This window comes from Roseovarius sp. MBR-51, from assembly GCF_053628575.1.
Genome location: NZ_JBRJGQ010000006.1, coordinates 112,815 through 126,952 on the forward strand (window position 1 = coordinate 112,815; position 14,138 = coordinate 126,952).

10 protein-coding genes and 1 tRNA gene are annotated in these 14,138 nt (G+C 61.1%); 9 read left to right on the forward strand and 2 right to left on the reverse strand.

Annotation, left to right across the window (positions count from 1 at the left end; all coding sequences use genetic code 11):
• The first annotated feature begins 139 nt into the window (after positions 1-139).
• The 4 genes from ACSSVY_RS10340 (at position 140) to ACSSVY_RS10355 (ending at position 5,813) form a co-directional block, all read left to right on the forward strand.
• Positions 140-1,216: an alkene reductase gene (locus ACSSVY_RS10340; protein ID WP_454269474.1), complete on the forward strand. Its 1,077-nt coding sequence runs from the start codon at positions 140-142 to the stop codon at positions 1,214-1,216.
• Between the two features lie 148 nt (positions 1,217-1,364).
• Positions 1,365-2,681: a PAS domain-containing protein gene (locus ACSSVY_RS10345; RefSeq protein WP_454269475.1), complete on the forward strand. Its 1,317-nt coding sequence runs from the start codon at positions 1,365-1,367 to the stop codon at positions 2,679-2,681.
• A 190-nt stretch (positions 2,682-2,871) separates the two neighbouring features.
• Positions 2,872-5,283 (forward strand): endopeptidase La, encoded by a 2,412-nt coding sequence (gene lon / locus ACSSVY_RS10350; RefSeq protein WP_454269477.1) that lies wholly within the window; start codon positions 2,872-2,874, stop codon positions 5,281-5,283.
• A gap of 59 nt (positions 5,284-5,342) precedes the next feature.
• The gene (locus ACSSVY_RS10355; RefSeq protein WP_454269478.1) at positions 5,343-5,813 is read left to right on the forward strand and encodes a hypothetical protein; all 471 of its coding nucleotides are present in this window, start codon (positions 5,343-5,345) and stop codon (positions 5,811-5,813) included.
• Between the two features lie 89 nt (positions 5,814-5,902).
• Here the strand turns inward: ACSSVY_RS10355 and ACSSVY_RS10360 are convergent, their stop codons facing one another.
• Both ACSSVY_RS10360 and ACSSVY_RS10365 read right to left on the reverse strand, forming a co-directional pair.
• Positions 5,903-10,174, reverse strand: coding sequence for a choice-of-anchor I family protein (locus ACSSVY_RS10360; protein WP_454269480.1), 4,272 nt, complete (start codon positions 10,172-10,174; stop codon positions 5,903-5,905).
• 265 nt (positions 10,175-10,439) lie between these two features.
• A tRNA-Ser gene (locus ACSSVY_RS10365) sits at positions 10,440-10,529 on the reverse strand.
• 133 nt (positions 10,530-10,662) lie between these two features.
• On the opposite strand from ACSSVY_RS10365, the gene ACSSVY_RS10370 reads away from it, so the two are divergent.
• The 5 genes from ACSSVY_RS10370 to ACSSVY_RS10390 all read left to right on the forward strand — a co-directional run bounded on the left by ACSSVY_RS10370 (position 10,663) and on the right by ACSSVY_RS10390 (position 14,138).
• Positions 10,663-11,508 carry a DUF2059 domain-containing protein gene (locus tag ACSSVY_RS10370; protein ID WP_454269481.1) on the forward strand — a complete coding sequence of 282 codons (846 nt, stop codon included), beginning with the start codon at positions 10,663-10,665 and terminating at the stop codon, positions 11,506-11,508.
• Positions 11,509-11,510: 2 nt separating this feature from the next.
• Positions 11,511-12,317 (forward strand): DUF2059 domain-containing protein, encoded by an 807-nt coding sequence (locus ACSSVY_RS10375; RefSeq protein WP_454269483.1) that lies wholly within the window; start codon positions 11,511-11,513, stop codon positions 12,315-12,317.
• A gap of 200 nt (positions 12,318-12,517) precedes the next feature.
• Positions 12,518-13,132: a 50S ribosomal protein L21 gene (locus ACSSVY_RS10380; protein WP_045681006.1), complete on the forward strand. Its 615-nt coding sequence runs from the start codon at positions 12,518-12,520 to the stop codon at positions 13,130-13,132.
• An 11-nt stretch (positions 13,133-13,143) separates the two neighbouring features.
• A complete protein-coding gene (rpmA, locus tag ACSSVY_RS10385) occupies positions 13,144-13,413 on the forward strand; it encodes a 50S ribosomal protein L27 (protein ID WP_009818684.1) in 270 nt (89 codons plus the stop codon).
• 185 nt (positions 13,414-13,598) lie between these two features.
• Complete coding sequence (locus tag ACSSVY_RS10390) at positions 13,599-14,138, forward strand: GNAT family N-acetyltransferase (protein ID WP_454269485.1); 540 nt, start codon at positions 13,599-13,601, stop codon at positions 14,136-14,138.

Genomic DNA, 14,138 nt, shown 5'->3' on the forward strand with positions numbered 1-14,138 from the left:
GTGGATCTGTCAATGGTCCGCGACTGTGCGGTGGTGCGGGGGCGGCTGTGGGATAGGGTGCAGGCGGCGGCCTTGTGCGTGGGTTGTGCGAGCATAGGTTAAGCTCAAGCGCAATCCATATGCACAAGGAGCATATCCCATGAGCCACAAACTCTTTTCCGCCACCAAGGCCGGTGATCTCGATCTGGCCAATCGCGTCGTCATGGCGCCACTCACGCGCAACCGCGCGAATAATGACACAGGCGAGGTTGGTGATCTGCACGTCAAATACTATGCGCAGCGCGCCGGGGCCGGGTTGATCATCACCGAGGCCGCGCAGATCAGCCCTGAGGGCAAAGGCTATGTCGGCACGCCGGGAATCCACAGCCCCGAACAGGTGGCGGCGTGGAAGAAGGTGACGGATGCGGTGCATGCCAAGGGCGGCAAGATCGTCATTCAGCTTTGGCATGTGGGGCGGATCAGCCACACGTCCTTGCAGCCGGATGGGCAGGCTCCGGTTGCCCCCGTGGCAGTCGCGGCCAAGACGCAGACCTTTACGACCGCCGGGTTCGAGGACACATCGACGCCGCGCGCGCTGCGTGCTGATGAGATGTCGCGCGTCACTGCGGATTATGTCCACGCGGCCAAAGCGGCCAAGGAGGCTGGGTTTGATGGGATCGAATTGCACGCTGCCAATGGCTATTTGCTGGATCAGTTCCTGAAGGATGGGCCGAATACGCGCGAGGATGCCTATGGCGGATCGGTCGGAAACCGCGCGCGGTTGCTGTTCCAGGTGTTGGACGGGCTGGAAACGGTCTGGGCACCGGGGCGGATCGGCATTCGCCTGTCGCCGTGGTCGGGGTTCAACGATGCGACGGACAGCGATCCCGATACCAGCTTTGGCTGGGTGGTGGAGCAACTCAATCGGCGCGGTCTGGCCTATCTGCACCTGATCGAGGGCAGCACCGGCGGGGCGCGCGAGGGGGCGTTTGACGCGCTGCGCGCCAAGTGGACCGGCGTCTACATGGCCAACAATGGCTATGATCGCGATCTGGCGCTGACCCGCGTCGGGGGGGGCAAGGTCGATCTCGTGGCCTTTGGCCGGCCCTATATCGCCAATCCCGATCTGGCCGAGCGGTTGGAGCAGGATGCGCCGCTCAATGACGGTGATCAGGCGACCTATTATGGTGGCGGGGCTACGGGGTATATTGACTACCCGGCGCTTGAGACCGTCTGATATCTGATAGCTGCGCGCGGTCCCACGGGCCGCGCGCAGAGTTGGCGCGATAAATGCAGTGTCGAAGCATGTCACTTGGGACGACTGGGCCGTGGCGATGCGCGTGGAGTTCCGCGCGCGCCGAGGTGACCCTAACGTTGTAAGGAGCATGGCCGTTGATACGAGAGCGCAGGCTGTTTTCGCTGAGCTTTTGGTCCATGAAACGATGCTGCACGAGGTGGAAATGCACGCAAGCGTCCCCAATTCCGGCCCACGGGCCGATGCAATTGTGATTGATCAAGACGTTCCCTTTGGGATTGATGAATTATTTTTTTCGCGCACCGATACGCGCGGGGTGATTCAGGCGTTCAATCCTGTCTTCCTTCGGGTCGCAGGATATAGCGCGGCGCAGTTGACCCATGCCCCGCACAAGGTGATTCGGCATCCGGACATGCCCAAGGGTGTGTTCTGGTTGATGTGGGACGGGTTGAAGCGTGGGCATTCTGTCGGGGCCTATGTCAAGAACCGGGCCAAGGATGGCCGGTTCTATTGGGTCTTCGCCGTGGTGTCCCCTGTTGCGGGGGGCTATTTGTCGGTGCGCTTGAAGCCGACAAGCCCGCTCTTTGCCACTGTAAAAGAGGTCTATGCGCGCGCGTTGGAGCGGGAGCGGCTGGAGCGGTTGACGCCCGAGCAGAGCGCGCTGTCTATCGAGGCCGAGATCGTTGCGGCGGGGTTTGCCAATTACGGGGCGTTCCAGATTGACGCGTTACGGGCCGAGCATGGTGCGCGGGAGGCGCAAAAGCACGCGGTCTGTGCCGCTGATTTGCTGGCCTCCGGGCATCTTCTGGACGTCAAACGGCAGATCGACACGGAACTGCGGGCGCTTTGCCTCAATCTCAAAGAGGCTGAGTTGATCACCACGAATATGAAGATCCAAGCCTGCAAGCTGCGGTCGGACAGTGGGCCGATCAATGAGATTGCCAAGAACTACGAGTTGATGATGCGCGAAATCCGCAGTCATCCGCGCGTGGTCTACACGCTGCGCGAGGATCGCGGCACTTGGGATGTGACTGACGAGGCGCGGTCTGTGTTTCTGATTGTCGTGGCCGATCTTATGGCGGAAATGTTCCAGTTCTTCAGTGTGGAAGAGAAGGGGTGTGCGCGCGACGGCGAGACCAGTGAGGTGGCGGTGATTGCCGAGTTGCGGGATCGGTACCGGCGTGAGGCGGACCGAGCCACGCAAGAGAGCTACCGCGCGGTGCGGCAACTGGCGGCGGATGCCGAAATGATCCGGCGTATGGTGACAGGACTGGCCATGGTGCGTGTGGTTTTGCGGGTTGAGGCGGGGATTCTGCGTGAACGTCTGGCCGGTCTGCAATCCATTCTGGGTCAGTTGGACCGATTTCACGATCAGGTGGGCGAGGCGCTAGAGCGGATACAGGACGCCGTAACGGCCCTGTTGCGGGATCGGGGCGTCGTTGCGTGAGGCAGATTGGCTGTGAAAGGTCGACCGGGCTGTGATGCGCTCTTGTGCCCGCGCGGATCAACAGGCAAACTTTGCCGAATCTGTTGAAACCTGACGGGCCGCGCCCCAAATTAGGATTAACGAAACGGAGAGGGCTGTGGTTGCCGCCGCGCGGGACCGATGCACTCTTGCCAAGAACAGGAAAACGAGCATGCAAGATACCCTCAACGCCTCTTACCCGGTTCTGCCGCTCCGCGATATTGTGGTATTCCCGCATATGATCGTGCCGCTCTTTGTGGGCCGCGAGAAATCGGTGCGCGCACTGGAAGAGGTCATGTCTGACGACAAGCAAATTCTGCTGTCGAGCCAGATCGACCCGTCGGATGACGATCCGAATGAAGCAGGCATTTACCGCGTCGGTGTGTTGGCCAATGTGCTGCAACTGCTGAAATTGCCCGATGGCACCGTCAAGGTGCTGGTCGAGGGCGTGGCGCGGGTGCGGATAACGGACTATCTGGTCAACTCCGATTTCTTTGAGGCGAAAGCCGAGTATCTGAGCGAGATACCGGGTGATGCCACCACCATCGCGGCGCTGTTGCGCACGGTGGGGGATGAGTTCGCGCGTTATGCCAAGGTAAAAAAGAACATTCCCGATGAGGCGATGGCGGCTGTCACCGATTCCGAGGAACCGGCCAAGTTGGCCGATCTGGTGGCGGGTCATCTGGGAATCGAGGTGGGCCGCAAGCAGGAACTTCTTGAGACGCTGAGCGTGAGCGAGCGGCTGGAGAAGGTGTATGGCCTCATGCAGGGCGAAATGAGCGTCTTGCAGGTCGAGAAAAAGATCAAAACGCGCGTCAAGAGCCAGATGGAACGGACGCAACGCGAGTATTATCTGAATGAGCAGATGAAGGCCATTCAGAAGGAATTGGGCGATGGTGAGGATGGCGCGGGCGAGATTGCCGAGTTGGAAGAGCGCATCGCCGCCACCAAGCTGAGCAAGGAGGCCGCCGAAAAGGCGCAGGCCGAGCTGAAAAAGCTCAAGAGCATGAGCCCGATGAGCGCCGAGGCCACGGTGGTGCGCAATTATCTCGACTGGATGCTGAGCATTCCGTGGGGCGTTAAGAGCCGCACCAAGAAGGATCTGCACAAGGCGCAGGAAATTCTTGATGACGATCACTATGGTCTGGAGAAGGTCAAGGAACGGATTGTTGAGTATCTGGCCGTGCAGCAGCGCAGTCAGAAACTGAAAGGCCCGATCATGTGCCTTGTCGGCCCGCCGGGTGTGGGCAAGACAAGCCTCGGCAAGTCTGTGGCACGGGCCACGGGGCGCGAATTCATCCGGATTTCGCTGGGTGGGGTGCGCGACGAATCCGAGATCCGGGGTCATCGTCGGACCTATATCGGATCCATGCCCGGCAAGATCATTCAGGCGTTGAAGAAGGCCAAGACCACGAATCCGCTGATCCTGCTTGATGAGATCGACAAGATGGGGCAGGATTTCCGAGGGGATCCAGCGTCGGCCATGCTCGAGGTTCTTGATCCCGAACAGAACTCGACCTTTGTCGATCACTATCTTGAGGTGGAATATGACCTCTCGAACGTGATGTTCCTGACCACCGCCAACAGCTACAACATGCCCGGGCCGCTGCTCGACCGGATGGAGATCATTCCGCTGGCGGGTTACACCGAGGATGAAAAGCGCGAGATCGCCAAGCAGCACCTGCTCGACAAGCAGGTCAAGAACAACGGTCTGAAGAAGGGTGAATTCTCACTGACCGATGGAGCCTTGACGGACATCGTCCGCTATTACACCCGCGAAGCCGGGGTGCGGAACCTTGAGCGCGAGATTGCCAAGCTGGCGCGCAAGGCGGTGACGCGCATCATCAAGGGCGAGGAGAAGTCGATCACGATCACGTCGGAAAACCTCGACGATTTTCTTGGGGTGCGCAAATACAAGTTCGGTCTGGCGGAAGAGAGCGATCAGGTCGGTGTTGTCACTGGGCTTGCCTATACATCCGTCGGCGGTGAGTTGCTGAATATCGAAGCGCTGCGTCTTCCGGGCAAGGGCCGGATGAAGACTACCGGCACACTGGGTGATGTGATGAAGGAATCGATTGATGCGGCGTCGAGTTACGTCCGCTCCGTCGCGCCGGAATTGGGCATCAAGCCACCCAAGTTCGAGAAATGGGACATTCACGTCCACGTTCCCGAAGGGGCGACGCCCAAGGATGGCCCGTCTGCTGGCCTTGCGATGGTGACGTCCATCGTGTCGGTTCTGACGGGGATTCCGATCCGCAAGGATATCGCCATGACCGGCGAGGTCACGCTGCGCGGCAATGCGCTGCCCATTGGCGGCCTCAAGGAAAAGCTGCTGGCGGCGCTGCGCGGCGGGATCAAGACGGTGATCATTCCGCGTGAGAATGAAAAGGATCTGGCCGAGATCCCGGACAACGTGAAAGAGGGGCTCAAGATCATCCCCGTCGATCACGTGCGCGACGTCCTGAAACTGGCGCTGGTACGGGCCCCCGAGCCGGTCGAGTGGGACGAGGAGGCCGAAGAGGCCGCCGCCGCCGAGACCGCGCTGAAATCCGGCGAAGAGGGCCGGGGGGCTGTGGCGCACTGAGAAAGCTGTAAAAAATGCCCCGGAGATGATCCGGGGCATTTTCTTGATGGGGTATCGGTATGAGTGAAGAGCGAGTTTTTCCGGTACGGCGTCGGTTGTTGCTGTGGTTTGGTTGGTTCTGGCTGATACTGATTCCGGTCTACGTTGCGGTCTCGCTTGCCGAAGGGCCGCCCTATGAGCGCAAAATCCTGATCGTTGCCATTTTGGGGCTGGCCATTGGACTATACAGTCTCAAGTCCGCTTGGAACGTGCGCGAAATCCGCATCGACGCACAGCGCCTGCTGTTTCTGCCGGTCGGGGCGGAGCTGCGCTTTGCCGATATCGACGGGATGGAGGTGCCAAGCTGGATGGACCGGCGTGACACGCCGCCCCGGTCTCTTGGCGGACTGCGGCTAAAGATGGCGACGAAAGAGCGACGTATCGTTACGGGGGCGTTTTGGTGTTGGGACAAGGTCGGTAGTCTTTATTTATATGGGTGTGACAGCGATGCCATTCTTGAAATATTGAAAGACCGAATTCCGCGTGTCTGAGGCGAGCGCGCGTATCTGGAAAAGGCGGCCGAAAGGAAACCGGCCCCGCTGTTGAACGGGGCCGGTGAAATTTTTGCCTAGACCAGTATTTATCCGAAGAGGAAGTTATCTGCGGTGAGGTCTGCCGCGAGAACCGCCTCGAAGGTGATGGTCTGGCCGTCGACCGTCACAACCGCACCAGCCACCGTATCGGTGATGTCGAGCGCGTCGAAGTTGGCGACGCTGCGTAGGATCACGGTTTCGGCGCTGACGTCGAAATCGGTGATGATGTCGGCCTCGCCGCTGGTGAGCGTGTTGAAGACAAAGGTATCCACGCCCTCGCCGCCGGTCATCAGGTCATTGCCCTCGCCGCCGTTGAGCGTGTCATTGCCGGTGCCGCCATCGAGCACGTCATCGCGCCCGCCGCCTGCGACAAAGTCGTCGCCAGCACCGCCAAAGACATCGTCATCGCCCAAGCCGCCACCGAGGCTGTCGTTGCCCTCGCCGCCGTCGAGCAGGTCGGTGCCTGCGCCGCCGCCGAGGTTGTCGTCGCCAGCACCACCCTCGATCGTGTCCGCGCCCTGACCGCCTCCGAGGCGGTCGTTGCCGTCCTCGCCCAACACCCGGTCGTTGCCGAAGCCGCCATTGGCCACGTCATTGTCCGCGCCGCCGTTGACCAGATCGTCGCCAAGGCCGCCGCCGATGGTGTCATTGCCTGCGCCGCCGTTGACCGTATCGTCGCCAAAGCCACCGCCGAGGTTGTCATTGCCTGCGCCGCCATTCACGAGGTCGTTGCCCGCACCCGCGCCAAGGTTGTCATCCCCGTCAGAGCCGATCAACGTATCCTCGCCATCACTGCGCCCGGCGGCGGAATTGTCCACGCCGAGGTTGTCGAGGTTGTAGATCACGGTATTGCCATCGCCCTCATGGGCAATGGCGATCTGAGCAAAGCCCGTCGCGCTCTGCTCTGCGGGGATGAAGGCGATGGTTTCGGGGCTGATATTGCCGTTGACCTCGCTGTCGATATAGCTGTCGAACACCGGGTTTGCAGGGTCAGAGATGTCGAACACCATGATGCCGCTGTCACGCTCGAGGCCGATGAAGACATAGGGTTTGCCTTCGACCACGCCCACGGCGATGGCCTCGGGCTCGACGCCTTTGTCGTCAGAGCGGTTGTCGAATTCGCCCTCGTCCTGATTGAAAAGCTCGGGCCGGATTTCCGCGATGAGCTGCGAAAAGAGCGATCCGCTGTCATAAACGATGTCGCCCGCGGCGTTGTAGATGGTGAAGGAGCGCGAGCCGTAGTGGAAGAGTTGGTCGTAATCGCCGTCGCCATCGGTATCGCCCAGATCGCTGCGCACGTTGAGGCGGCCAAGGTTTTCATTGAGTTGCAGGATATCGGCATTGGGAAAGGCGGTGGGATCAAGCGTGAGGCTGCTGATGCGGGCCTCTGTCGCATCCCGCGCGTCACCCTCGTTGGCGGTGAAGATATAAGTCTCACCGTCGATTTCGATCGAGGTGATCGAGTCGGGCTGGCGCATGCCGAAGAGGTTGTCGTAGTTCTGGAGGCTGATCGCATTGTCGCGGTTGGAGGCGTCAATCTCGTTGCCCGCAAGCGAACGATCCACGAGACCAAAGCTGCGGATGTCAGTCACGGTGTTGGTCGTGAGGTCGATGACCGCGTAGGCATTGGCCTCTTGCAGGGAAACCCATGCGGTGACGCCATCCGGCAGGACGGTGATGTATTCCGGCTCCAGATCCTGAGAGGCGGAATTGCCCGGCTGGATCAGAACGCCCGCCTCGCGCAAGGCGTCTTCCTGACCCTCGAAGGCCGTGAAGTCGAGTGTTACGGCGGTGGCATTGGCCGCGCCATTGGCGAGGTCGATGATGGACACGCTGCCCAAAGGATCGGTCCCGTCCAGCGGCTCGCCCTCGTTGGCCACGAGAATGCGCGTGCCATCGGGGGTGAAGGTCAGCATGTCCGGCAGGTTGCCCACTTCGACGGTATTGAGCAGGGTGCCGTTCAGATCGAAGATTGCAACGACGCCATTGGCCTCGGCGGGGGTGACCGAGAGCGCGGCGGCCACAAGGCCGTTCTTGGCCGCGACCGATTGCACACTGGCAAAGCCTGTGACCTGACCGAGATCGAATTCGCCCAGTTTCGCGCCGGTGGCCGCGTCGAACACGTCGATCCGGTTCTGCGCGCCGTTGGTGACATAGGCGCGACCTGCGTCCACCGAGACCACTTCGGACCCGCCGGTGAAAAGCTCGGTCTCGCCGCTCAGGAGTTCTGCCGCGATGGAGGTGCCGAGGGTGGCGTCTGCCTCGTCCAGCAAGATGCGGTCATTCCCGCCGTTACGCGCCAGTTGCACGATGCGCAGGTCGTTGGTCACATCGGTTTCGGCACTTGCAAAAGCGTTGTCCGCGTCGGGGAAATTCTCGGACATGAAATCGCCCAAGGCCTGCTGTTCGCCCAGGCGGTCCGCCTCGGTGTCCGAGGTGATGGCCCCATCGGGTGTCAGGAACTGCACATCCGAGATCAGTTCCTGGAAGGGATAGCCATCGCCATTGCTCTGCATGAGGAAATCGAGCGTGACCATCCGGATCGTCTCGGGGGCCTCAGCGGTAAAGGCGCCATCGCGGAAGATCACGATGTCATCGCCGGTTTCGGGGTCGATGAGGGCCACGGTCTTGATCCGGTCGCCCGCCACGGCCACCTGCGGCCGGTCGGTGGCAGGATCGAGCACGTAATCGCCGTTCTCGTCGGTCACGAGTTCCTGTGCCGTGCCCGCCTCGTCAAAGCTGACGCGGAAGCCGCCGATCTGGAAGAACCGGCCGGGGGTGTTGCCGGCGGCGGTATCTGTATCGGCCACGCCATGCTCAAGCAGCATGAGGAAGCCTTCTTTGGTCACGGTGGCAACAGCAAGACCGTTGTTGAACCGCAAGGAGTTTTGCAGGTCGAGTTGCGACAGCACGCCGTCGCCCGCATCGGTGCCGGTGTTGCTGGCCGAGCCGATTTCGGCGCGGATGCCGCCGCCGTTCTTGAAGGAGACGTTGACCGTAGTATCGGCATCGCGGGCCGCTGCGAGATTGGCATCGGCGGTCAGGTTGCCAAGGTTGCTTTCCTCGGTGCGCACGGTTTCGCGGCGACCGTCGAGGAAGACATCATGGTTGCCAAAGGCGATGGCGTCGGCCTCGTCCACGATGACCTGTACCGCGTCGGTCAGGTCCTGCACGATGCTGGCCTTGGCCGAGGTGGTGAGCGCCTCATCGAGGCTGGCCGCCCCGGTCACGTCGAGCACGCCTTGGGTATCCGTGGCGAAGGTGCCGGAGACGGCGTCGTCGATGGAGGAGGCAATCAGGTTGCCGGCATCATCGAATTCCACCACGAGACGGCCCAGATAGCTGTATTCGCCATCGGTCGAGACGATGGCCACGGGATTGCCATTCGCATCCACGGTCAGGAACGGATACCCTTCTGCGGCTTCGTCGCCATCACGCAGGCGGTCATTGGCATCGGCCTGAAGCGTGTTCGAGCCGCCCGCGATGATGATGTCGACCCCGTCGAGCAGGCCCGCCAGTTCCTTTTCCAGCGAAATTTGCTGGAGATGCGAGGTGAGGATGATCTTGTTGGCACCCGCTGCGACCAGCGCGTCGATCTGCGGCTGAATGACCGCGGCGAGGGCGGCCATGTTGTTGGTCCCTCCGGTGATCTCATTGGTGCCGCCGGTCGAGGAAATTGTCTCGATGATCTGGGTGGTGGCACCCACAATGCCGATCAACTCGCCGCCTTCTTCGATCAGGGTGGCCGGGGCGATGGACGGGCCGATGTTGCGCGCGGCCAGATCGGTCAGCGATTCCTTAAAGATATCCGCGGTCAGGATTTCATCGGTGAAGAGGCGGCCAAGGCTGTTGTCGCCGGAAAAGTCGATGTTGGACGAGAGGTAGGGGAAGAGCGCACCGACCCAGTCGATCGTGCCATCGCCGCCGGCGGCATTGATGATGCCCGCGAAAGCATTGGTGCCGGGATCGAATTCGTGATTGCCGACCGCCGAGGCGTCAAAGCCCAGAATATTCATGATGGTGATGTCGACGCGGCCCGCACCTTCGGCGATGTCGAGCGTCACGCCGGTCAGGTCCTGCCCGAGGACTTCGGTGTAGAACCGTTCATAAGCGGCGGTCAGCGTGGCCCCCATCGAGAAATCGGCTGCTGTCGAAAAGAACGGGCCGGGAATGTAATTGTCACCGGCAGAAAGCAGGATCGTATTCTCGAACGTATCTTCGAACGTGTCGACGATCGCGGCAAAGTTCGGCGCGTTGTCCAGAGCGGCAACGCCGCCCTCGAGATCGTTGGCATGCAGAAGTTGAAGCGTATAGGCCATAGGAGGGTCCACCCGGGTTTAGGAATATTGCCCGGAACCGATAGAGGCCGTTTGTGACGTGCGTTTGTGGGATTTGTAACGGGGGTGTAACGTGGGGGTGGTGGCGGTGTGAAGACGGGCCGCATGCCACAGTCCGCTTCGTCGCGGCATCTTGAGCCACTGCGACGAGGCTCCATGCGTGGTCAAGGATCGGGCGATGATCGCTCAGACTGTCGGTCGGCGAGGTGATGCTTTGGCAAGGCCTGACGGATCAGGAAAGGCCAACTGGCGGAGAGACAGGGATTCGAACCCTGGGAGGACTTGCATCCTCAACGGTTTTCGAGACCGCCCCGTTCGACCACTCCGGCACCTCTCCGCGGGGGTCTGGTGGAGCAAGCGTTTATTTGCCTTTGGCGGGGGGGGCAAGGGGGATTTGCATTGTTTCGCGGGATAATTTGCCTAGGTTGGAGACACGGCATATCTGATGGTTTCTGAAAGGACGGCTTGTGATGATGGGGATGCCCTTGCGGTCATATACGCGTGGTATCGCGGTGGCTTGTCTTGTCATGATGGCTGTGACGCTGGCCGCGGGGTCGCTGCGCGCGGCGGAGCGGGAGCGGCTCGAGGCGTTTCTGGAGGTGACGGGGTTTGGCGTGGCGCTGGACAGTATCGCGCTCTCGGCCTCTGGGGCACCGGCGATGCTGGGGCTATCGGCCAGTGACTTCGGGCAGAGCTGGACGGATATTGCGGACGAGGTGTTTGACACGGCCCGGATGCGCGAGATGGGGCTTGGCATTCTGGAGCAGGCTATGGACGACGAGATGTTGGGTCATGCCGCCGAATTCTATGCCTCGGATCTGGGACAGCGTCTGGTCGAGGTCGAGAATGCCTCGCACCTGCAAGAGGACGATGATTCCAAGCGGGCCGAGGGCGAGGCGCTCTTGGCGCAGATGGAGCCCGATCGCGTCGAGGTTCTGAGCGAAATGAATGCCGCTGTGGACAGTGCTGGCACCGGCGTGCGCGCCGTGCAGGAGATTCAGGTGCGATTCCTCCTCGCCGCCTCTTATGCCGGGGTGCTGGAGAGCGAGATTGACGAAAGCATGTTGCGGGCGGTTTTGGCCGAGGGCGAGGAGGAGTTGCGCGAGAGCTTGCGTGCCTCGGCTCTGGCCAATGCGGCCTATACCTATCAGGATCTGGCAACGACGGATCTACGCGCCTATGTGGAGGCGTTGCAGCAGCCGACAATGGCGCGGGTCTATGAGCTGATGAATGCTGTGCAATACGAGATCATGGCGAACCGGTTCGAGGTACTGGCGGCGCGGATGCGGGGCCTGACACCAGCGCAGGAGTTGTAGCGGTGCGGGCGTTTCTGGTCGCCTGTGCTGCGTTGATCCTGCTCGCGGTGCCTCTGCGGGCGGGCGAGGTGGATCGCCTGATGGGCGCGTTGCATTTTGAAGAGACCGTTGAGATCATGCGCGCCGAGGGGCTGCGCTATGGCGGTGATGTTGGGGAGGAGATGCTAAGCCCGGTCGAGCGTGCACGGTGGGACCGGGTGGTGGCCGGGGTTTATGACGCCGAGCAGATGCTGAAACAGGTTCAGACCAATTTCGTCAAGGCGATGGAGGGGGCTAATACCGGGCCATTGCTCGCGTTCTTCGAGGGGCAGGGGGCCGAGATCGTCAGCTTGGAAATCGCCGGGCGTCGGGCCCTGCTGGACGATGGCACCGAGGCCGCCGCCGAGCTGCGCTATGCCGAACTGGCTGCGGCGGGCGCCCCAATCGTCGAAAAGGTCACGACGCTGATCACGGACAGTGACCTGATCGAGCGCAATGTCGCGGGGGCGCTCAATGCCAATCTGGTGTTCTATCGCGGCTTGGCCGACGGGGGCGGTCTAGACCTGAGCGAGGACGAGATGCTAGCCGAGATCTGGGCGCAGGAATCCGAGATGCGGGAGGAAACGCGCGACTGGATGCACGCCTATCTGACGATGGCCTATCAACCGCTGTCGCAAGAGGTGATGGACGCCTATATCGCCCTCTATCAGAGCCCCGAGGGCAAGCATCTCAATCGTGCGCTTTTCGCCGCTTTTGATGCGATGTATGAAGAGCTGTCGTATCAGTTGGGTCTGGCCACCGCCTTGCAAATGGATGGCGAGGATTTATAGGCTGGTTTGATCGGTTTTGCCGGTGCGGGCCTTGACTCTGGGGCTGGAGTTTGGCAATAGCGCGCAACCCGGCGGGATGATCTTGCCGGGTTTGTCTTTGATATACACCCCTGAGGGGTGCGCCGTTCGAGGTGGCCTGAGAGCCAACAACGCCCGGATTGTCCGGGGACCACAGAGCGCGGAGAGAAAAGGAAGAGCCCATGTTTGCGGTCCTCAAGACCGGTGGCAAGCAATACAAGGTGTCGTCAGGCGACATGCTTCGTGTTGAGAAACTTGCAGCGGATGCCGGTGAGAAAGTTCAATTCAACGAGATTCTGATGCTGGGCGGCGACGCGCCGGTCATCGGCGCGCCCTTTGTGGCCGGTGCTGCGGTACAGGCCGAGGTCGTCGATCAGGTCAAGGGTGACAAGGTCATCAACTTTGTCAAACGTCGCCGTAAGCATGGCTCGCAGCGCACCAAGGGCCACCGCCAGCAGTTGACGCTGTTGCGGGTGACAGAGATCCTCGAGAGCGGTGCGGATGCCACAGGCATCAAAGCGGCGATTGGAACCGGATCGGCACCTGCTGTGGCCGTGGCCAAGCCCGCCAAGAAATCCAGCGCGAAACCCGCTGCTGGTGGCGATGATCTCAAGCGTTTGTCGGGCGTTGGTCCCGCGCTTGAGAAGAAGCTGCTTGAAGCCGGTGTGACCACCTTTGCCCAAGTCGCGGCATGGACGGATGCCGATGTAGCTGCTATGGACGAGAAACTGTCGTTCAAAGGCCGCATCGAGCGTGAAGGCTGGATCGAACAGGCCAAAGAATTGGCCAAAGGCTAAGGAGAGACCAAATGGCACATAAAAAAGCAGGCGGTTCATCCCGTAACGGGCGCGACTCTGATGGTCGCCGTCTTGGCGTCAAGAAATACGGCGGCGAAGCCGTGATTTCCGGCAATATCCTCGTGCGTCAGCGCGGCAACAAGTTCTGGCCGGGTCTGAACGTGGGCGAAGGCAAGGATCACACCCTTTTCGCCGTCGCCGAAGGCGCTGTGAAGTTTCACAAAGGCCTCAAGGGCCGCACCTTTATTTCGGTTCTGCCAGTGGCGGAGGCCGCTGAATAAGCCGTCCTTAGGGTTTTGATACAATAAGGGGATCGGCGACACCGCCGGTCCCTTTTCGATTTTGGGGTTGCGTGGCCGTGATAGGCCACGGGAGAACTGCACAATAGCGCGAGCAGGCTGGTGTGCCTTGGCAGGGGTCCCCATCTCTTGGCCATGACGTGGGCGCTGATCGGAGGAGTAGGCGCATGAAAGACGAGACGATCCTGAACCAACCGGTGATTACGGCGGAGCGGTTCGATCTGCGCCCGCTGCGTGAATCGGACGCCGGGTTGATCGGCCTGAATGCCGGGGATGAGCGCGTGGCGCGCTTTACCCGCAGCATTCCCCATCCTCTGCCGCCGGGTGCGACAGAGGCGATGATTGAGCGTGCGCGTGCCGAGGGCCGATCCGAGGATATCTGGGCGATTGACGGCACCAAAGCCGGTGGCTCTGAGGTCATGGGGCTGATCAGCCTCGAACGGGTGGACGACGGTCAATCCGAGATCGCCTATTGGGTGGCCCCGGCCTATTGGAACACCGGCGTCGCCTCGGCGGCGGTCGAGGTGCTGCTGACGGCCAATCCGCATCATGCGCGCACGATCTTTGCCTCGGTGTTTCAGGACAATGCGGCCTCGGCCCGGGTCTTGACGAATTGTGGGTTTCAGTATCTTGGGGATGCCGAGGCGTTCAGCGTCGCGCGTGGCTCCAAGGTCCTGACCTGGACCTATAGCAAAAAGATGATCTGA